Source organism: Amycolatopsis sp. NPDC049252 (genome assembly GCF_043197175.1).
In the GTDB taxonomy this organism is placed as follows: domain Bacteria; phylum Actinomycetota; class Actinomycetes; order Mycobacteriales; family Pseudonocardiaceae; genus Amycolatopsis.
In genome coordinates this window covers 170,811-190,286 of sequence record NZ_JBICSQ010000006.1, presented here as the reverse complement: position 1 = coordinate 190,286, position 19,476 = coordinate 170,811, and the positions used below count along the sequence as shown (strand labels likewise).

Annotated in this window: 17 protein-coding genes and 1 riboswitch; of the genes, 6 read left to right on the top strand and 11 right to left on the bottom strand. The window is 71.5% G+C overall.

From position 1 onward, the window contains the following. Nucleotides 1-59: 59 nt before the first annotated feature. Complete coding sequence (gene lepA, locus ACGFMK_RS11925) at nt 60-1,910, bottom strand: translation elongation factor 4 (protein ID WP_392760956.1); 1,851 nt, start codon at nt 1,908-1,910, stop codon at nt 60-62. Nucleotides 1,911-2,025: 115 nt separating this feature from the next. On the opposite strand from lepA, the gene ACGFMK_RS11920 reads away from it, so the two are divergent. After that, complete coding sequence (locus ACGFMK_RS11920) at nt 2,026-2,646, top strand: class I SAM-dependent methyltransferase (protein WP_392760953.1); 621 nt, start codon at nt 2,026-2,028, stop codon at nt 2,644-2,646. Here the strand turns inward: ACGFMK_RS11920 and ACGFMK_RS11915 are convergent. Together ACGFMK_RS11915 and ACGFMK_RS11910 are read right to left on the bottom strand one after the other, a co-directional pair. Next, a complete protein-coding gene (locus ACGFMK_RS11915; protein ID WP_392760950.1) occupies nt 2,643-3,017 on the bottom strand; it encodes a VOC family protein in 375 nt (124 codons plus the stop codon). The genes ACGFMK_RS11920 and ACGFMK_RS11915 overlap by 4 nt on opposite strands. Before the next feature lie 23 nt (nt 3,018-3,040). Next, the gene (locus tag ACGFMK_RS11910) at nt 3,041-3,922 is read right to left on the bottom strand and encodes an EamA family transporter (RefSeq protein WP_392760948.1); all 882 of its coding nucleotides are present in this window, start codon (nt 3,920-3,922) and stop codon (nt 3,041-3,043) included. Nucleotides 3,923-4,275: 353 nt separating this feature from the next. On the opposite strand from ACGFMK_RS11910, the gene rpsT reads away from it, so the two are divergent. Beyond that, complete coding sequence (gene rpsT, locus ACGFMK_RS11905) at nt 4,276-4,536, top strand: 30S ribosomal protein S20 (protein WP_247055174.1); 261 nt, start codon at nt 4,276-4,278, stop codon at nt 4,534-4,536. A gap of 56 nt (nt 4,537-4,592) precedes the next feature. Here the strand turns inward: rpsT and holA are convergent, their stop codons facing one another. Then, entirely contained in the window at nt 4,593-5,573 is a 981-nt protein-coding gene (gene holA / locus ACGFMK_RS11900) for a DNA polymerase III subunit delta (RefSeq protein ID WP_392760944.1), read from the bottom strand. Nucleotides 5,574-5,708: 135 nt separating this feature from the next. Beyond that, a riboswitch (SAM riboswitch) is annotated at nt 5,709-5,842 on the top strand. Nucleotides 5,843-5,855: 13 nt separating this feature from the next. On the opposite strand from holA, the gene thrC reads away from it, so the two are divergent. Then, the gene (thrC, locus tag ACGFMK_RS11895; protein WP_392760941.1) at nt 5,856-7,121 is read left to right on the top strand and encodes a threonine synthase; all 1,266 of its coding nucleotides are present in this window, start codon (nt 5,856-5,858) and stop codon (nt 7,119-7,121) included. A 62-nt stretch (nt 7,122-7,183) separates the two neighbouring features. On the opposite strand, the gene ACGFMK_RS11890 is transcribed toward thrC, so the two are convergent. The 7 genes from ACGFMK_RS11890 to nadD form a co-directional block, all read right to left on the bottom strand. Beyond that, nucleotides 7,184-9,565 (bottom strand): ComEC/Rec2 family competence protein, encoded by a 2,382-nt coding sequence (locus tag ACGFMK_RS11890; RefSeq protein ID WP_392760938.1) that lies wholly within the window; start codon nt 9,563-9,565, stop codon nt 7,184-7,186. Then, nucleotides 9,562-10,275: a helix-hairpin-helix domain-containing protein gene (locus tag ACGFMK_RS11885; RefSeq protein ID WP_392760935.1), complete on the bottom strand. Its 714-nt coding sequence runs from the start codon at nt 10,273-10,275 to the stop codon at nt 9,562-9,564. The genes ACGFMK_RS11890 and ACGFMK_RS11885 overlap by 4 nt, the downstream gene beginning before the upstream one ends. A 141-nt stretch (nt 10,276-10,416) precedes the next feature. Beyond that, complete coding sequence (locus ACGFMK_RS11880) at nt 10,417-11,280, bottom strand: DegV family protein (protein ID WP_392760933.1); 864 nt, start codon at nt 11,278-11,280, stop codon at nt 10,417-10,419. A 4-nt stretch (nt 11,281-11,284) separates the two neighbouring features. Beyond that, nucleotides 11,285-12,013, bottom strand: a complete 729-nt coding sequence (gene octT / locus ACGFMK_RS11875; RefSeq protein WP_392760930.1) for a diglucosylglycerate octanoyltransferase — start codon at nt 12,011-12,013, stop codon at nt 11,285-11,287. A 3-nt stretch (nt 12,014-12,016) separates the two neighbouring features. Then, on the bottom strand, nt 12,017-12,631 hold the full coding sequence (locus ACGFMK_RS11870) for a histidine phosphatase family protein (protein WP_247055188.1): 615 nt from the start codon (nt 12,629-12,631) through the stop codon (nt 12,017-12,019). Next, complete coding sequence (gene rsfS / locus ACGFMK_RS11865) at nt 12,628-13,023, bottom strand: ribosome silencing factor (protein ID WP_323335992.1); 396 nt, start codon at nt 13,021-13,023, stop codon at nt 12,628-12,630. The genes ACGFMK_RS11870 and rsfS overlap by 4 nt, the downstream gene beginning before the upstream one ends. A gap of 59 nt (nt 13,024-13,082) precedes the next feature. Beyond that, nucleotides 13,083-13,652 carry a nicotinate-nucleotide adenylyltransferase gene (gene nadD, locus ACGFMK_RS11860; protein ID WP_392761081.1) on the bottom strand — a complete coding sequence of 190 codons (570 nt, stop codon included), beginning with the start codon at nt 13,650-13,652 and terminating at the stop codon, nt 13,083-13,085. Between the two features lie 197 nt (nt 13,653-13,849). On the opposite strand from nadD, the gene ACGFMK_RS11855 reads away from it, so the two are divergent. The 3 genes from ACGFMK_RS11855 (at nt 13,850) to argS (ending at nt 19,469) form a co-directional block, all read left to right on the top strand. After that, the gene (locus ACGFMK_RS11855) at nt 13,850-15,961 is read left to right on the top strand and encodes a RecQ family ATP-dependent DNA helicase (RefSeq protein WP_392760926.1); all 2,112 of its coding nucleotides are present in this window, start codon (nt 13,850-13,852) and stop codon (nt 15,959-15,961) included. Between the two features lie 383 nt (nt 15,962-16,344). Further along, nucleotides 16,345-17,616, top strand: coding sequence for an MFS transporter (locus ACGFMK_RS11850; RefSeq protein ID WP_392760923.1), 1,272 nt, complete (start codon nt 16,345-16,347; stop codon nt 17,614-17,616). Nucleotides 17,617-17,747: 131 nt separating this feature from the next. Then, complete coding sequence (gene argS / locus ACGFMK_RS11845) at nt 17,748-19,469, top strand: arginine--tRNA ligase (RefSeq protein WP_392760920.1); 1,722 nt, start codon at nt 17,748-17,750, stop codon at nt 19,467-19,469. Nucleotides 19,470-19,476 lie beyond the last annotated feature (7 nt).

Genomic DNA, 19,476 nt, shown 5'->3' with positions numbered 1-19,476 from the left:
GGCGCCGGCATTCACACGGAAGCGTGAATGCCGGCGCCGGTGTCACGTCAGCGGAACACTTACTTCTTGTTCTTGCCGGAGTCCTCAGTGGACAGTGCGGCGACGAAAGCTTCTTGCGGGACCTCGACCCGGCCGACGGTCTTCATCCGCTTCTTGCCTTCCTTCTGCTTTTCCAGCAGCTTGCGCTTGCGCGAGATGTCACCGCCGTAGCACTTCGCCAGAACGTCCTTGCGGATCGCGCGGATCGTTTCGCGCGCGATGATCCGGGCGCCGATGGCCGCCTGGATGGGCACCTCGAAGTTCTGCCGGGGAATCAGCTCGCGCAGCCGGTTCACCATCCGGTTGCCGTAGGCGTAGGCGTCGTCCTTGTGCACGATCGCGGAGAACGCGTCCACACCTTCGCCCTGCAGCAGGATGTCCACCTTGACCAGGTCCGCCGCCTGCGTGCCGGCCTCTTCGTAGTCCAGCGACGCGTACCCGCGCGTGCGCGATTTCAGCGTGTCGAAGAAGTCGAAGATGATCTCGCCCAGCGGCAGGTTGTACCGCAGCTCGACCCGGTCCTCGGACAGGTAGTCCATGCCGAGCAGCTGGCCGCGCTTGTTCTGGCACAGCTCCATGATCGTGCCGATGAACTCCGACGGCGCCAGGATGCTGACCTTGCTGAGCGGCTCGAGCACCTTGTCGATCTTGCTGCCGGTCGGCCAGTCCGACGGGTTGGTGACGTGGATTTCCTTGCCGTCGTCCAGCACCACGTCGTAGACGACGTTCGGCGCCGTGGAGATCAGGTCGAGGCCGAACTCGCGCTCGAGCCGGTCGCGCGTGATCTCCAGGTGCAGCAGGCCGAGGAAACCGCAGCGGAAGCCGAAGCCCAGCGCCACCGACGTCTCCGGCTCGTAGTCGAGCGCGGCGTCGTTCAGCTGGAGCTTGTCGAGCGCCTCGCGCAGCTCGGGGTAGTCGGAGCCGTCCACCGGATACAGTCCGGAGTAGACCATCGGCTTCGGTTCGCGGTACCCCGCCAGCGCGTCCTTGGCGCCGTTGCGTTCGGACGTCACGGTGTCGCCGACCTTGGACTGGCGGACGTCCTTCACACCGGTGATCAGGTAGCCGACCTCGCCGACGCCGAGCCCCTTGCTGGCCTTCGGTTCCGGCGAGATGATGCCGACTTCCAGCAGCTCGTGGGTGGCACCGGTGGACATCATCTTGATGCGCTCGCGCGGGGTGATCTTGCCGTCGACCACCCGGATGTAGGTGACGACGCCGCGGTAGGTGTCGTACACCGAGTCGAAGATCATCGCGCGGGCCGGCGCGTCCGCGTCGCCCTGCGGCGCCGGGACCATCTTGACGACCTCGTCGAGCAGCGCGCCGACACCCATGCCGGTCTTGGCCGAGACCCGCAGCACGTCGTCGGGCTCGCAGCCGATGATGTGGGCCAGCTCACCCGCGTACTTGTCGGGGTCGGCCGAGGGCAGGTCGATCTTGTTGAGCACCGGGATGATCTGGAGGTTGTTCTCCAGGGCCAGGTACAGGTTGGCGAGCGTCTGGGCCTCGATCCCCTGCGCCGCGTCGACCAGCAGGACCGCGCCCTCGCACGCCTCCAGCGCCCGGGAGACCTCGTAGGTGAAGTCCACGTGGCCCGGCGTGTCGATCATGTGCAGGACGTGGTCCTTGCCGTCGACCTGCCAGGGCAGGCGGACGTTCTGGGCCTTGATCGTGATCCCGCGCTCGCGCTCGATGTCCATCCGGTCGAGGTACTGCGCGCGCATGGCCCGCTCTTCCACGACGCCGGTGAGCTGCAGCATGCGGTCGGCCAGGGTGGACTTGCCGTGGTCGATGTGCGCGATGATGCAGAAGTTCCGGATGAGCTCCGGAGGCGTGAAGGTGGTGTCGGCGAACTTGTTGAGCGCTGTCACTCGAATGAGTCCTCGGAAAGTCGGGGATGGCCACGTCTATGCTCCCATGGCGCTCCGGGTGCGGGTGGGGGTCATCCCCGATGCGAGCCCACGTGATCCGTGGTGCCCTCGAAGTATGAGCACTTCGCACCAGCCGGCACCACCTCCCCAGCCGGATCCGGACGGTTTCGGCCGTGTCCTCGACCGTGCCTTCGGTCACCCTTCGGGCGTGCTCGGCCGCCTCGGCGGCTGGGTGATGGCCCGCGGCAACTCCGCCACCGAACACCGCGTCGTCGACCTGGCGAAGCTCGAGCCGGACGAGACCGTCCTGGTCGTCGGGCCCGGCCCCGGCGTCGGCCTGCACGCCGCCGCCCTGCTGGCCGGGCGCGCGATCGGCGTCGACCCCTCCCCCGAGATGCTGGCCCTGTGCCACGAGCGCTGCGGCGACCGGGCCGAGCTGCGGGAGGGATCCGCGGCGCGCACCGGCGAGCCCGACGGGTCCGTGGACGTCGTCCTGACCGTGAACAACGTCATGCTCTGGGAGGACCGCGCGGCCGGCTTCGCCGAGCTGTTCCGCGTCCTGCGCCCCGGCGGGCGGCTGCTGCTCTCCGCGCACGAGAAGTGGCTGCCCGTGAGCAGGCACGTCCTAGCCAACGAAGCCGCCGAAGCGGGCTTCGCCGACCTGCAGACGTGGACCTGGGAACCGCCCGGTTTCGCCGCGCTCGCCGCGCAGCTGCGCGCCGTCAAGCCCGCTTAGCGGGTATCCGTGCGGATCGGGTGGCCCTCCGGGACCTCGACCAGCACGATGCGCGTGCCGTCCGGATCGGCGATCCAGGCCTCGTCGAGGCCCCAGGGCTCGCGCTGGGCGTCCCGCACCGGCGTCAGGCCGTTTGCCTTGAGCTCGGCCAACGTGCCGGCCAGGTCCCGTACCTGCAGCCAGAGCACCAGATCGGGTGACGCGCCCGCCTCGCCCCGGCCGGAGACCTCCACCGAGCCGTGGCCGAGGAAGAACACGGTGCCGCCGGGGAACTCACGCTCCACGGCCAGGCCGAGGGTGTCGCGGTAGAACGCGGTCGTCGCCTCGACGTCCCGCGGGCGGATCAGCAGCCTGCTCTTCAGGACTTCCATCCGACCATCCCTACCCGAGGTGCTCAGGCCGCCGCAATCGCGGCGATGCCGGACAGCACGATGACCGACCCGGCCAGCCGCCGCACGGCGTCCCGCTCGCCCAGCACCAGCCACGCGGCAAGGCCACCGAGCACGATGCTCAGCTCACGGGCGGGGGCGACCAGGCTGACCGGCGCCATCGTCAGCGCGAACAGCACGAGGATGTAGGCGATCGGCGACAGCAGCCCGACGATCAGCACCTCGCGGCGCTGGTCGCGCCAGAGCCGTGTCACCTCGGCACGGCCGGTCCGCGCGCTGGGCAGGAGCAGGACGCTCTGGATGAGCGTGCCGAGGCCGAGGTAGACGATCGGCGGCATGCCGATACCGGTCACCGAGTGCGCGTCCCAGAGCGTGTAGCCGGCGATGACGGCCCCGGTCAGGACGCCGTAGAAGATCCCGGCGCGCCGGGCCCTGGCGGCGGCCGGGTCGTCGGCGGCGGCGCCCCGGCGGCCGGTGCTGATCACGAGCACCCCGGTGATCACCAGGAACGCGCCGAGCAGGCCGAGCCGGCCGGGCCGTTCGCCGAGGACCAGGACGGCGGCCAGCACCGACAGCAGCGGCCCGGTGCCCCGCGCGACGGGGTAGACGACGGAGAGATCGCCTACGCGGTAGCCGCGCTGCAGCACGATGCCGTAGGCGACGTGCAGCACCGACGTGCCCGCCGCGGCCAGCAGCCAGCTCCACTGTGGACGCTGCGGTTCGACGACCAGCAGCACCACCGTCACCGGCAGCAGGGCGACGGCGGAAACCGTGTAGTAGAGCCAGACGAACTGGGTGCCGCCGGCCTGGATGCGTTTGGCGGCAAGGTTCCACGCGGCGTGCACGACGGCCGCGACGACGACGAAGGACAGAGCGGTGGTGTTCACAGGACCCCTTACGGGTTTTCGCGCGCGCGAAAACCCGGGTCCTCCAGGCTTTTGTCCCGTCAGATGAACGGCAGGCCGTCCGGACCCGCCGATGGTGCCGCTCGGACCAGACCCACCGGTTCCTGGTTGTCCTGCTGGCTGGGGCGGACCGGTGACGGAACCCTAGGCACTACCGCCGTCCACCGTACTCCCGGTGATCAGCGCCTCGCCGGACGCGGTCGCGGGCGGTCCGAGCTGGGCTGTTAAGGTTGACGCTCGTTGCCGTGCGGCATTCCGTCATGGAGGAAACCCGCTTTTCGCGGGGCCACACGAGCGCGGCGGCGGATCTCACCGAGTGAAAGCAGGAGCGCCTCATGGCCAACATCAAGTCGCAGATCAAGCGCATCACCACGAACGAGAAGGCGCGTCAGCGCAACCAGGCGATCCGGTCCTCGGTGAAGACCGCGATCCGCAAGGTCCGCGAAGCCGCCGACTCCGGTGACAAGGCCAAGGCCGTCGAGCTGCAGCGCGACGCCGCCCAGAAGCTGGACAAGGCCGTCTCGAAGGGCGTCATCCACGCCAACCAGGCCGCCAACAAGAAGTCGGCGCTCGCGAAGCGCGTCAACTCGCTCTGAGCCGACTGACTGATTTTCTGGAGAAGCCCCGGCCCCGGCCGGGGCTTTCTTCATGGTCAGCGGTCGCCCTTGGCCGCCGCCACCTGCAGGACAGCCCGCTCCAGCGCGTAGCCCGGGTCCGCCGCGACGCCCTTGACCTCGGCGTTCAGCCGGGCGACCACCCGCATCGCGGTGGCGAGGCCGTCCTGGTTCCAGCCGCGGGACTGGCCCTGCGCCTTGCGGACCTTCCACGGCGGCATGCCCAGCTCACCGGCCAGCTGGTTCGGGTTGCCGCGGCCCGCACCGGAGACACGGGCGATCGTGCGGACCGCGTCGGCCAGCGCGTCGGCGACCAGGACGTGCGGGACGCCGAGCTGCATCGCCCAGCGCAACGACTCCAGCGCCGCCGACCGGTCACCGCTCACCGCCTTCTCGGCCACGGCGAACCCCGTCACGTCGGCGCGGCCGCGGTGGTAGCGGTGCACGGCGTCGGCGTCCACGACGCCGCCCGCGTCCGCCACGAGCTGCGTGGCCGCGGAAGACAGTTCCCGCAGGTCGGAGCCCACGGCGTCGATGAGCGCGGCGACCCCGGCCGGGTCGATCTTGCCGCCCGCCCGGCGCACCTCGTGGCGGACGAACTGCTCCCGCTCGGCGGGCTTGGTCATCTTCGGGCACTCGGTCACCTCGGCGCCGGCCTTCTTGAGCGCCGCGGGGAGCGTCTTGCCCGCTTTGCTGCGCCCGCCGCCGGTGTGCACGACGACGAGCACGACGCCGTCCGCCGGGTCCTTCAGGTACGACGCCACGGCGTCGGACAGCTCCTGCGAGATGTCCTGCGCCGACTCGAGGACGATCACCCGGCCCTCGCTGAACAGCGACGGGCTGACCAGTTCGGCCAGCTCGGGCGCTGTGAGATCGGACACCCGCGCCCGCGTCAGCTCGGCCGTCGCGTCCATCGCGCGGGCGGCGGCGAGCGTGTCACGGACGGCCCGCTCGATCAGCAGTTCTTCCTCACCCAGGACCAGGTGCAGCGGGGCCGGGGCGGTGGCTTGCGCGGTCACCCCGGAATCTTCTCACTTGCGCGATCGTGCGCCCGCTCCGGTGATGTCGAGCGGACACCATGGCACGGCTCGAGGGCCATGTCGTACGGTGTCTTCGAGGCAGCGCTCGTTCGGTGCGCGCCGAAAACTGAATACCGCTCATCCAGAGGGGCAGAGGGAACGGCCCGACGAAGCCCCGGCAACCGGCGTACAGCCTGTCATCCCGCGATCGCGGGGTAGCTGACGACCACGGTGCCAATTCCGGCCCGCTTCGGCGGGGCAGATGAGGAAAGGAACCTCGCGATGACCGCAACCCTCGGCACGACCTCCACCACCAAGACCCCGGATCTCGGACCGGCCGTCGAACTGGTGTCGAAGGAAGAGGGCCACCGGCAGCCGCTCGCCCCCGAGTTCGTCTCCGCCGAAGACTTCTCGCCGCTCGAAGTCGCCTACGACTTCGGCCGCGTCCGCCGCGAAGACATCGAGGCCGGCCCCAAGAACATCTGGCGCTACAAGAAGCTCCTCCCGGTTCCGTCCAACATCGAAGAGATCCCGAACACCGAGCCCGGCGCGACGCGGCTGATCCGCGCCGACCGCCTGGCCAAGGAGCTCGGCCTCAAGCGCCTGTGGGTCAAGGACGACACCGGCAACCCGACGCACTCCTTCAAGGACCGCGTGGTCGCCGTCGCGCTGGCCGCGGCCCGCGAGTTCGGCTTCGAGGTGCTCGCCTGTCCCTCGACCGGCAACCTGGCCAACGCCGTCGCCGCCGCGGCGGCGCGCGCGGGCTGGAAGTCGGTCGTGCTGATCCCCAAGTCCCTCGAGCGCGCCAAGATCCTCACCACCGCGGTGTACGACGGCGACCTGATCGCAGTCGACGGCAACTACGACGACGTCAACCGCCTCGCCACCGAGCTGGCCGGCGAGCACCCGAGCTGGGCGTTCGTGAACGTCAACGTCCGCCCGTACTACTCCGAGGGTTCGAAGACGCTCGCCTTCGAGGTCGCCGAGCAGCTCGGCTGGCGGATCCCGCCGCAGATCGTCGTGCCGATCGCCTCCGGTTCGCAGCTCACCAAGGTGGACAAGGGTTTCCGCGAGCTGGGCCAGCTCGGCCTCGTGGACGCCAGCCCGTACAAGGTGTTCGGCGCCCAGGCCACCGGCTGCTCGCCGGTCTCGGCCGCGTTCCGCGCCGGCCACGACGTCGTCCAGCCGGTGAAGCCGGACACCATCGCCCGCTCGCTGGCGATCGGCAACCCGGCCGACGGCCCGTACGTGCTCGACATCGTCAACCGTACCGGTGGCTCGATCGAGGACGTCACCGACGAAGAGGTCGTCGAGGGCATCCGGCTGCTGGCCCGCACCGAGGGCATCTTCACCGAGACGGCCGGCGGGGTCACCGTCGCCACGGCGAAGAAGCTGGTCGAGACGGGCAAGCTGGACCCGGACGCCGAGACGGTGCTCCTCATCACCGGCGACGGCCTCAAGACCCTCGACGCCATCGAGAACCACGTGGGCCCGAAGGCGACCGTGCCGGCGTCAGCCGCGGCCGTGAACGAGGCCCTCGGCTACTGACGTCTCCCCGCCGGGGCGAGCCAGGCTCGCCTCGGCGGGAACGCGGTGCGGGACAACGGAAGTCAGCGGTGAGGCGGGCCGCGTGGCTCACCTCGGCGGGCTATCGCCGGGCCTGACGGGTCCGGCACCACAGCTGTGTCGCCGTCGACGTCGGTCCGGGTCACCAGGGCACCCAGCGCCGTCAGTGTGTCCACTGTGGACTTACTCGGGTGGCCGTAGCTGTTGCCCGCGCCTACGCTGATGAGCGCCGTCCGCGGTGCCACCGCGGCGAGGAACGCCGGCAGCGAGTAGCGCGAACCGTGGTGTGGCACCTTGAGCACCTCCGCTTTCAGGTCGCCGACATCGGCCAGGAGATCGGCCTGGGCCGCCAGCTCGACATCACCCGTCATGAGCACGCGGCCGGCCGCCGTCTCCGCGCGCAGGACGACCGAACTGTTGTTGATCGTCGTACCGTCCTGCTGAACGGCCGAGCGCGACGGCACGTAGCGAGGGCCGAGCACGTCGAGCGTCAGGCCGGGCAGGTCGACCCGCTCTCCCGGGCTCAGCTCCACCAGCGGCACCCCTTCGCGGGACGCTTCCGCGGCGACCTGCCGCCACGCCCAGTCCGGCGCCCGCCCCGGCCCGATGGCGATGCCGCCGACCGACCGGCCGTCGAAGACCGACACGAGCCCGCCGATGTGGTCGGCGTGCAGGTGACTCAGTACCAGCAACGGGATCCGGTCGACCGACAGCCGGTGCAGGCACTCGTCGACCGGCCCGGGCTCGGGCCCGGTGTCCACCACGACCGCCCGCCCCGGCTCCGACGTCGCCAGCACGACGGCGTCACCCTGGCCGACGTCGCATTCGACCATCGCCCAGTTCCGCGGCGGCCAAGCCGGTGCCAGCACCCGTACCGGCACGAACACCAGCAGCGCGCCGACGACCAGGATCGCCAGGAGCACCCGCATCTGCCGGTACCGCACGGCGAACACCAGCACCGCGAGCACGCCGGCCGCGAGCAGCGCGCCCGCCCAGCCGCCGGGCCAGGCCACGACCGCGCCCGGCGCCCGCGCGCCGTGCCGCGCCACGAAAATCAGCCACTCGGCCTCCGGCCCGGCGAGGTGCACCAGGAACGCTCCGGCTCCCGGCCACCAGGGCCCGGCGACCGTCGCCAGCACCCCGAGGACCGTGGCCGGGGCGACGACGGGCGCGGCGAGGATGTTGGTCACCACCGACACCAGGCTCACCGTGCCCGCCATCCCCGCCAGCACCGGCGCCGTCACCACGAAGGCGGCGAGCGGTACGGCGAGCCCTTCGGCGAAGCCCGGTGGGACGCCGCGACGGACCAGCACCCCGGCCCAGCGCGGGGCCAGCAGAACGAGCCCGGCCGTGGCGAAGACCGACAACGCGAACCCGAAGTCCGTGGCCATCGCCGGGTCCGCCACCACCAGCACGCACACCGCGAAAGCCAGCGCGGGCAGCGCCGAACCCCGGCGTCCCAACGCCAAGGCCAGCAACGCGACCGCCGCCATGACCCCGGCGCGCAGCACGCTCGGCTCCGGGCCGACCAGGACCAGGAACCCCACCAGGCACAGCCCGGCCGCCACGGCCGACAGCCGAGGGCCCAGCCGAAGGACGCGCAGCAGGAGCAGGACCGCACCACACGCGACGGCGAGGTTTCCCCCGCTGACCGCGGTCAAGTGAGCCAGGCCCGCCGTGACGAACTCCTGCTCGACCCGGGGTGACAACGCGCTCGTGTCGCCCAGGACCAGGCCCGGCAGCAGGCCCGCGGGTTCTTCCGGCAGGGTCTGGCTCAGGTCGTGCAGGCCGGATCGCAGCCCGGCCGCGGCCTCCTGCCACCACGGCGCCGGACCCGGCTCGCCGGGTGGACCGCGCACGGACAGCACCGCCACGGTGAGGTCCGGCCCACGCGGCGGCATCAGCAGGCCCGCCACCGAGACCTCCTGGCCCGGCAACATGCTCGCCCACGCCGCGACCGGTGCGAGCAGCAGGACCCGCCCGGACGACCCGACGGGCTGCCCGTCGACGGACGCCGTGCGGACGTCGGCGGACAGGACCACGGACCGGGCGCCCGCCTGTTGATCAGCGTAGCCCGCGCTTCGCACCGGCCTCGGCCGTTCCGCGACGACCACCCTGAGCGTCGCGGGCAGCCCCTGGGCAGCGGCCACGCGCAGGCTGTCGTGCTCGGCATCGCGAATCCGCCAGGCGACCGGACCGGCGATGACCAGGCCGAGCACCAGCAACGCCGCTGCCGCGCCGAGCGCTCGTGGCCGGCCACGAGCCCGCCAGAGCACCACACCGGCCAGGGCCGCCGACGCGAGCCCGACAGCGACCGCCGTCCACCAGCCGAGCAGCAGCCCGGACAGAGCCGCGAGCCAGCACGCGAGGGCCGCCGGGACCAGCCGCATGTCCTGCCGGGTGTCAGTCGCAGGAAGGATGCTCATCCGACCGTCACCTGCCCGCGGAGCTTCTCGAACTTGCTTTCGCCGATGCCGTCGACGTCGCGCAGTTGCTCGACCTTCGTGAATCCGCCGTGTTCCGTGCGCCATTGGACGATCCGCTTGGCCATCACCTCGCCGACACCGGGCAACGTGTCCAGCTGGTCCGTGCTCGCCGCGTTGAGGTCGACCTTCCCGCCGCCTTCGGGGACGCCGGGTGGTGCGGCAGGCGCCGGGATCCCGACCGCGAGCTGTTCGCCGTCGGTCACCTTGCGCGCGAGGTTCACCGAGCTGAGGTCCGCGCCGGGATCGGCTCCCCCGGCGGCCCGCAGGACGTCCGCGACCCGCGAGCCCTGGGGCACTGTGACCAGGCCGGGCGACCGGACGCGGCCGATGACGCTGACGACGAGACCGGCCTTCGGCGCCGCCGCCGCTTCACCCGCGGGTTTCGCGCTCGGCAGCGGCGGCGGTGGCTCGGGTGCCGGACGGCCGCCCAGCAGCGCGACCGAGCCGAGGACGAGCAGCACGACGGCCGCGAAGACGCCGGCGATCGCCCAGCGGCGACGGCCCGCGCCGGTCGCGCCGCCCGGCAGCCAGCGCCGGACCAGCCGGCCGCCCGGCCCGACCGTGCTCGCATCGGGCGAGAGCTGGTCGGCCAGCCAGGCGAGCCGGTCGTTGACGGGGAGGCCCGGATCCCGGGCGGGCTGCTCGAACACACGATCGACGTTAGGGGTCGCGGGGAGGCGCCGACAGGGGCGCCGCCGCGTCCTGTGGACAACCGGGGTGTTGTGGATGGATCCCGCCGGACCGGTCCGGGTACGGCCGTTTTCGTCGTACCCGGATGAGATGCTGGAGGGTCAGGCGTCCGGCCGGGCCGGGACCCTGCGCTGCACCACCACGCCCAGCACCCCGGGCCCGGTGTGCGCGCCGATCACCGCGCCCAGCTCGGAGACGACGCAGCCCGCCGACCGGGGCACCGCCTCCTCCAGCCGGTTCGCCAGCTCGACCGCCCGCTCCGGCGAGGCCAGGTGGTGGACGGCGAGCTCGACGTCGTCGTCGTCCGCGGCCCGGGCCGCCAGCTCGACCAGCCGCGCGATCGCCCGGTTCATGGTGCGGACCTTCTCCAGCGGCAGGATCCGGCCGTCGGACATGTGCAGCACCGGCTTCACCGCCAGCGCCGTCCCCAGCAGCGCCGCGGCCGGGCCGATCCGGCCGCCGCGGCGCAGGTACTCCAGGGTTTCCACGACAAACAACGTCGACGAGCACTTGGCCGCGGTCATCGCCGCCGCCTCGACCGCCTTCGGATCCGCGCCGGCCGCCGCGGCGTCCGCGGCGTGCAGCGCGGCGAACCCCAGGCCCATCGCAGTCGTGCGGGAGTCGACCACGCGCACCCGGTCCGGCCCGACCTCCTGCGCGGCCAGCACCGCCGCTTCCCACGTGCCCGACAGCTCACGGGAAAGGTGGACCGACACGACCGCGTCCGCGCCGTCGGCGAACGCCGCCCGGAACTCCTTCGCGAACTCGGCCGGGGTCGGCCGGGACGTCGTGACGATCTTGCGCTGGCTCATCGCCTCGGCGACCGCCGCCGGGCCGGTCTCCACGCCGTCGAGCGACACCACGCCGTCGACCAGGACGTGCAGCGGCACCACCCGGACCTCGTGCCGTTCGGCGAACCCCTCCGGCAGGTGGGCGGTGGAATCCGTGACTACGGCGACCGACACGCCGTCAGCCTACGTGGCCGCGGGCCGCCACCGGCGCCAGCAACACGGACATCGCCTGGCCCACCGCGGCGTGTCCCGCCCAGCCCCAGTGCATGCCGTCGGGGTTGCCCGCGCCGCTGAGGACGTGCTCGCCGACGACCTCTTTCAGGTCCAGCAACGGAACGCCGGCGCGCTCGCCCCAGGCTCGCATCGCGGCCTCGGCCGCCGGACGCGCGGTGTGCACCCCGCCGTAGGCCGCGGCCCGGTGCACCGACGGCAGCATCCCGAAGATCGGCAGCTCGGGACGCAGGACGCGCAACGCTTCCACGGCGGTGTCGAGGTACTGCACGGTGAGCTTCACCGGCAGCACCCGGGGACGGCCGCGGAACGCGACCGACAGCCGCGGCTGCGCGGCGAGATAAGCCTTGCGCACCACCCGCCGCACCGGGTCGGGCCGCAGGTACTTCAGTCCCGAGCGCAGGTAGGTCGGCAACGGCGACGGCAGGGTGTCCATGCTCCCGATCGCCAGCACGACGGCGTCGGCGTGGTGCAGGTCGGCCCAGACGCGCGGATCGCCGGTCAGCGACCACCACACGTCGCGGGCGGTCCAGCCGATCCCCGCGACCAGCTCGGCGGTACCGCCGACGGCCGCCGCGGCGACGTTCGGCCACAGGCGCGGCTCGTCCGCGGCGCAGGGCCCCTCCGGGCCGTGAAAGCTCAGCGAATCGCCGAACACCAGCAGGCGTGGCCCCATCGGCTAGCCGGTCATCCCCGCGTTGTAGGCGTGCAGCCGCCACTTGCCGTCGCGCAGGCCGAGCTCGACCCAGTGGCAGTTGGCGATCCCGCCGAGGGACGGCCAGATCTCGACCGGCAGCTTCAGCAGCCCGGCCGTGAGCGCGATGATCAGCCCGCCGTGCGCGGCCAGCAGGACGGTGTCGCCGACGTCGGAGTTGGCCTGCTGCAGGTCGGACACGACCTCGCCGGCGCGCTCGGCGACGTCGAGACGGTTCTCGCCGCCGGGCGGTGCCCACGTCGCGTCGGTGCGCCAGCGGGCGCGTTCACCGGGGTACTCGGCGTCGACCTCGGCGCCGGTCTTGCCCTGCCACTCGCCCAGGTGCGTCTCGCGCAGCCGCTTGTCGATGCGCAGCGGGACGCCGATGGCGTCGGTGAGCACGGTGGCGGTGTCGGTGGCGCGGCGCAGGTCGGAGGCGATCACCAGGTCCGGGGAGAACCGGGCCAGTGCGGGGACGGCGAAGCGGGCCTGGTTCCAGCCGACCGGGGTCAGCGCCGAGTCGAGGTGACCCTGCATCCGCCCGGCGGCGTTGTAGTCCGTCTCGCCGTGGCGCCAGAGCACCAGCCGCCGCGGGCTCACCGGGCGTCCGCGTCCTCATCGGCGGGCGGCTCCTCGAGGCCGGCCACCTCGATCCGCGGGCAGTCCTTCCACAGCCGCTCGAGGCCGTAGAACGTGCGCTCCTCGACGTGCTGGACGTGCACGACGACGTCGACGTAGTCGAGCAGGACCCAGCGGCCTTCGCGGGCGCCTTCGCGGCGGACCGGCTTGTGCCCGCTCTCCCGCAGCTTCTCCTCGACGTTGTCGACGATCGCGCCGACCAGGCGCTCGTTGGACGCGGAGGCGATGACGAAGGCGTCGGTGATGACGAGCTGCTCGGACACGTCCAGCACGACGACGTCGCTGGCCTTCTTGTCCGCCGCCGCGTGTGCGGCCGCTACGGCCAGCTCTCGTGCCTCGGACGTGGCTGTCACGGTGCTCCTTTTCGGATCGGGTTCGCCCGAGAAGGGTACCCGCCGCGACCAGCGGTGCTTCAGTCGCTCTTCCGGTACAGATCCTTTTTGGTGATGTAGCGGACGACGCCGTCGGGAACGAGGTACCAGACCGGCTCGCCGCGCTCGACGCGGTCGCGGCAGCCGGTGGACGAAATCGCCATCGCGGTGACCTCGACGAGGCTCACCTTCCCGCTGGGCAGGTGGTGCGAGTTGAGCCGGTAGCCGGGCCGCGTGACGCCGATGAAGTGCGCGAAGTCGAACAGCTCTTCGGCCTTGTGCCAGGTGAGGATCTGCTCGAGGGCGTCGGCGCCGGTGATGAAGTAGAGCTGGTCTTCGGGGTACTCGGCGTGGAGGTCGCGCAGGGTGTCGACGGTGTAGGTCTGGCCGGCGCGGTCGATGTCCACGCGGCTGACCGAGAAGACCGGGTTGGACGCGGTCGCGATGACCGTCATCAGGTAGCGGTCCTCGGCCTTGGTGACCTGGCGGTCGGTCTTCTGCCAGGGCTGGCCGGTGGGGACGAAGATCACTTCGTCGAGCCCGAACCGGGACTGGACCTCGCTGGCCGCGACGAGGTGGCCGTGGTGCACGGGGTCGAAAGTGCCGCCCATGACCCCGATCCGCCGTGGTGACATGGGACCCGAGCCTATACACCGGAACCGCGGGCCGTCCGGTCCAGCAGCACACCTCGCCCGACCGTGCGAAGTTTGTGATTCAGATCACATTACGGCCGGTATTCGACACGAACGGTCCGTTCGCGACGCCGCCGATTCCCGGATCGTCGGTGCCATGGGGTAGACGTGGGGACGTGGACACGACCAGCACCACCCCAGCACTCCGCGAACGCGCCGAGACCCTCCTCCGGGCCCTGGCCGGCGATTCGGCGAAGCTGCGCGAAGACCAATGGACGGCCATCGAGGCCCTGGTCGCGCAGCGGCGTCGCGCGCTCGTCGTGCAACGCACCGGGTGGGGCAAGTCGGCGGTGTACTTCCTGGCCACCGCCTTGCTGCGGGAACAGGGCAGCGGGCCGACGGTGATCGTCTCGCCGCTGCTGGCGCTGATGCGCAACCAGATCTCGGCGGCGGCGAAGGCCGGGATCCACGCGGCGACGATGAACTCCGCGAACCCGCAGGAGTGGGAACAGGTCCAGGCGTCGGTGGCGGCCGGCGAGATCGACGTGTTGCTGGTCAGCCCCGAACGGCTGAACAACCCGGACTTCCGCGACAACGTGCTGCCGAAGCTGACCGCGAGCACCGGGCTCCTGGTGGTCGACGAGGCGCATTGCATCTCCGACTGGGGCCACGACTTCCGGCCGGACTACCGGCGCCTGCGCACGCTGCTGGGCGATCTGCCGGACGGCGTACCGGTGCTGGCCACCACCGCGACGGCGAACGACCGTGTCGTCACTGACGTCGCCGAGCAGCTGGGCCTGGGCACCGGCGGCGACACGCTCGTCCTGCGCGGCACGCTCGACCGGGAGAGCCTCCGGCTGTCGGTGTGCCGGCTGCCGACGTCGCAGGCGCGGCTGGCGTGGCTCGCCGAGCACCTGGCGGAGCTGCCGGGGTCGGGGATCATCTACACGCTGACGGTCGCGGCGGCGCACGACGTCGCGTCGCTGCTGAAGGATCGTGGCTACCCAGTGGCGGCCTACACCGGCAAGACCGATCCAGCCGACCGGCAGGCGGCGGAAGACGATCTGCTCGGCAACCGCGTCAAGGCGCTGGTCGCGACTTCCGCGCTGGGCATGGGGTTCGACAAGCCGGACCTCGGGTTCGTCGTGCACCTGGGAGCGCCGTCGTCGCCGATCGCGTACTACCAGCAGGTCGGGCGCGCCGGGCGTGGCGTGGAGCGCGCGGAGGTCGTGCTGCTGCCCGGCGAGGAGGACCGGGCGATCTGGGCGTACTTCGGCTCGCTGGCGTTCCCCGACGAGCTGCGGGTGACGCAGGTGCTGAACTCGCTCGCCTACGCCGACCGTCCACTTTCGACGGCCGCGCTCGAGCCGTCGGTGGAGCTTTCCCGCTCCCGGCTGGAAATGGTGCTGAAGGTGCTGGACGTCGACGGCGCGGTCCGGCGCGTGAAGGGCGGCTGGGAGAGCACGGGCGAAGACTGGCAGTACGACCGCAGCCGCTACCAGCGGGTCGCGGAAGCGCGTGACCGCGAACAGGAGGCGATGCTCGGCTACCTGGCGACCGACGGCTGCCGGATGGAGTACCTGCGGCGCCAGCTCGACGATCCCGAGGCGACTCCGTGCGGCCGGTGCGACAACTGCACCGGCCAGTACTGGGACACGTCGGTGGCCAACGAGGTCGTCGACGCGACGCGGGAACGCCTGCAGCGTCCGGGAGTCGAGGTCGCGCCGCGGAAGCAGTGGCCCACCGGGATGTCCTCTTTGGACGTCCCGGTCTCCGGCCGGATCGGCGCCGACGACCAGGCCGAGCCGGCGCAGGTCCTCGGGCGGCTGACGGACGTCGGCTGGGGCAACCGGCTGCGGGAGCTCGTCGGCCCGGCGGCGCAGGACACGGACGTGCCCGACTCGGTGTTCAAGGCGTGTGTTCAGGTGCTGGCCGGGTGGCAGTGGTCGGAACGGCCGGTGGCGGTGGTCGCGGTGCCGTCGTCGACGCGGCCGAAGCTCGTCTACAGCCTGGCGACGCGGCTGGCGGACATCGGCAAGCTGGACTTCCTCGGCGCGCTCGACGCGGACGGCCCGCCACCGCGGCAGGCGAACAGCGCGCAACGGCTGGCCGACCTGTGGCGGCGGCTGAGCATGCCGGCCGACCTGGCCGCGACGTTGCCGTCGGGGCCGATCCTGTTGGTCGACGACGTCATCGACACCGGCTGGACCATGACGCTGGCAACCCGGCTGCTGCGGCGGGCCGGGGCACCGGCGGTGCTGCCGTTCGCGCTGGCCAGCACGGCCTGATCCGGGCCGCTCGTCGGGTTCCGCGTGCCGGACGGGGCCGAAGGACGTACTTGGAGGCCGAACTCGCGTGATCGATGGCGGGGCAAGCGGTTTCGAAGGCGGATCTCGTGTGATTGAGGGCGGGACTCGCGTGATTGGGCGGGCATCGCGCGTGCTTTGAGGGGCACGACTCGTGATTGAGCGGGCATCACGCGTGATGGAACGGACGACACGCGTACTCAGATGGACGACACGCGTACCTGGCGGGACGACACGCGTACCTGGAGAGTCGGCTCGCGTGTCTGGAGGGGAGGGGCGGGAGCGGGAAGGGATGGTGGGGATCTTTCGGACTGTGGGGGGATGTGGCAAAGTCGCGTCCACCTTCGGGGGACGTGGAGGCTGCCATGACCGTGCAGGTTCAGCACCGGCTGCCCGTGCGCAAGCTGTTCGCGGCGAGCGCCGGCAACGCGCTGGAGTGGTTCGACTGGACGATCTACGCGACGTTCAGCATCTACTTCGCCGGCGCGTTCTTCCCCTCCGGCAACGACACCCTCGCCCTGATCAACACATTTGCCACCTACGCGCTCGCGTTCTTCTTCCGTCCGCTCGGCGGCGTCCTGCTCGGGCGCTTCGCCGACACCCGCGGCCGCAAGCCGGCCATGATCCTCACCATCCTGCTCATGGCGGGCGGCTCGGTGGCGATCGGCGTGCTGCCGACGTTCGCGCAGGTCGGCTGGCTCGCGCCGCTCCTGCTGCTGCTCGCCCGGATCGCGCAGGGCCTCTCGCTCGGCGGCGAGGTGTCGAACGCGTCGGCCTACCTGGGCGAGATCGCGCCGGCGGAGCGGCGGGGCCGGTACTCGGCGTTCTTCTACATCTCGACCGGCTCCGCGGTGCTCGTCGCGACCGTGCTCGGGTTCGTGCTCGCGCGGACGTTGGACAAGGCGCAGCTCGCGTCCTGGGGCTGGCGGCTGCCGTTCCTGCTGGGCGGTGTCTTCGGCCTGGTCGGGTTGTGGCTGCGCCGCAGTCTCGCCGAGACCGAGCTGTTCGAGCAGACGAAGACCAAGGCGCGCAAACTCGAGCGGCCGCTGCTGACCACGTTGACGCACCACCCGAAGGCCGTCGGACGGCTCGTCGGCTTCTCCATGCTGTCGACGCTCTGCTACTACACGTTCTTCAGCGCGCTCACGTCCTTCGCGGTGAAGAACCGGCACGCCGACGCCGATGCCGTGTTCCTCGCGCTTTCGGTCGGCACGGCCTTGTTCATCGCGCTGCAGTACCCGATGGGCGCGCTCGCGGACCGCGTCGGGCGGAAGCCGCAGCTGCTCGTGTGGTCCGGTGCCACCGCGGTCGTCATCGTGCCACTGTCCACTTTGATCGGCCCGGACCTCGGCGGCCTGCTCGTCGTGTTCTGCGTCGGGCTCGGGCTGTACACGGCGATGACGTCGATCGCGCCGGCCATCATGAGCGAGCTGTTCCCCACCGAGCTGCGCGGGCTGGGGATCGGTGCCTGGTACAACCTCACCGTCGCGATCTTCGGCGGGACCGCTCCCCTGCTCATCACCGTGTTCGGCGCGATCTCGCCGACGCTCTACTTCTGGTACGTCGCCGCCGGTGCCGCGATCGCGTTCGCCGTGATCCTGACCCTGCCGGAGACCAAGGGCAGCGAGCTGGGGTAATCCCTTCGTCGCCGGCCGGTGGCGCTCGCTAGGCTGTGACATCCGGTGCTCCGCCCCGCGCCGGGGGCTTCGCCACCCGGACCCCCTCAAGCGGTCGAGGGCTCCGCTGACCGAGCCGAAGGAGGGACACCGTGCACACCGCCGACGTTACCGAGGAGCTGGCGCGCCGCGTGGTGGCCGCCGCCGGCCGGGCCCTGGACGTGGAGCTGACGCCCGAGCAAGCGCTGATCCAGGCGTCGCCGCGTGACGGCGTCGACTACCAGGCCAACCTCGCGATGAGCCTCGGCAAGAAGCTCAGCCGTCCGCCGCGTGAGGTCGCCACGCTCCTCGCCGGCGCGCTGGAGCTCGACGGCGTCGCGGAGACGCCCGAGGTCGCCGGGCCCGGGTTCCTCAACTTCGTGCTGCGCAAGGATTGGCTGGAAACCCGCGTCGCGTCGGTGCTCGGCGACGCCCGCCTCGGCGTGCCGCGGACGGCCGAGCCCCGCACGATCGCGCTCGACTACAGCAGCCCGAACGTCGCGAAGGAGATGCACGTCGGGCACCTGCGCTCGTCCGTGATCGGCGACGCCCTCGCGCGGCTGCTGCGCTTCGCGGGCCACGAAGTGTTGCCGCACAACCACCTCGGCGACTGGGGCACGCCGTTCGGCATGCTCATCGAGCACCTGCTCGACGTGCCGTCCGACCAGCGCGCGATCGCCGACCTCGACGCGTTCTACCGCGAAGCACGCCGGAAGTTCGACAGCGACGAAGCGTTCGCGACGCGGGCGCGCCACCGTGTCGTGCTGCTGCAGAGCGGCGACGACGAGACCCTCGCCGTGTGGCAGACCCTCGTCGACGAGTCGACCCGGCACTTCAACGAAGTCTACGCTCTGCTCGGGATCTCCTTGACGGACAAGGACATCTACGGTGAGAGCTTCTACAACCCGTACCTCGCCACGGTCGTCGACGACCTGGAGACGGCCGGGCTGACCGAAGTCAGCGACGGCGCCGTCTGCGTGTTCCCCGAAGGCTTCCGCAACCGGGACGGCGACCGGCTGCCGCTGATCGTCCGCAAGCGCGACGGCGGCTACGGTTACGCCGCCACGGACCTGGCCACGGTTCGGTACTGGACGGCCGAGCGTGGCGCGACCGACCTGCTCTACGTCGTCGGATCGCCGCAGGCGCAGCACTTCGCGATGGTGTTCTCGGCCTGCCGCACGGCCGGCTGGCTGACCGGCCACGCCGAGCACGTCGGCTTCGGCACCGTGCTGGGCGCCGACGGCAAAACGATGCGGACGCGGGCCGGCGAGACGATCAAGCTGGTCGACCTGCTCACCGAAGCCGTGACGCAGGCCGCCGTGGTCGTCGCCGAACGCAGTGAGCTCGACCCGGCGGGGCAGGCCGAGGTCGCCCGGGCCGTCGGCATCGGCGCGGTCAAGTACGCCGACCTCTCCGGTGACCGCGAGCGCGACTACGTCTTCGCCTGGGACCGGATGCTCGCGAAGGAGGGCAACACCTCGGTGTACCTCCAGTACGCGCACGCGCGGACGCGCTCGATCCTGCGCAAGGCGGGCGGCGAGCCCGAGGGCACGCGGATCCTGCTGGACGAGCCGGCGGAACGCGCGCTCGCGCTGAAGCTGCTGCGGTTCGGCGAGGCCCTCGAGGCCGCGACGAACGCGTACGCGCCGCACAAGCTCTGTACCCACCTTTACGAGGCCGCGGTCGCGTTTTCCCGGTTCTACGACGATTGCCCGGTCCTCAAGGCGCCGGCCCCCGAGCTGCGCGCGTCCCGGTTGCGGTTGACTACGCTGACGGCGAACACGCTCGCGCTCGGGCTCTCCCTGCTCGGCATCGCAGCGCCCGACCAGCTGTAGTGAGAGA

Excerpts from the sequence above, each read along its gene's own strand:
- ACGFMK_RS11920 (WP_392760953.1), top strand. The coding sequence starts at position 2,026 with ATGAGCACTTCGCACCAGCCGGCACCACCTCCCCAGCCGGATCCGGAC.
- ACGFMK_RS11915 (WP_392760950.1), bottom strand. The coding sequence starts at position 3,017 with ATGGAAGTCCTGAAGAGCAGGCTGCTGATCCGCCCGCGGGACGTCGAG.
- rpsT (WP_247055174.1), top strand. The coding sequence starts at position 4,276 with ATGGCCAACATCAAGTCGCAGATCAAGCGCATCACCACGAACGAGAAG.
- thrC (WP_392760941.1), top strand. The coding sequence starts at position 5,856 with ATGACCGCAACCCTCGGCACGACCTCCACCACCAAGACCCCGGATCTC.
- ACGFMK_RS11890 (WP_392760938.1), bottom strand. The coding sequence starts at position 9,565 with ATGAGCATCCTTCCTGCGACTGACACCCGGCAGGACATGCGGCTGGTC.
- octT (WP_392760930.1), bottom strand. The coding sequence starts at position 12,013 with ATGGGGCCACGCCTGCTGGTGTTCGGCGATTCGCTGAGCTTTCACGGC.
- nadD (WP_392761081.1), bottom strand. The coding sequence starts at position 13,652 with ATGGGCGGCACTTTCGACCCCGTGCACCACGGCCACCTCGTCGCGGCC.
- ACGFMK_RS11850 (WP_392760923.1), top strand. The coding sequence starts at position 16,345 with ATGACCGTGCAGGTTCAGCACCGGCTGCCCGTGCGCAAGCTGTTCGCG.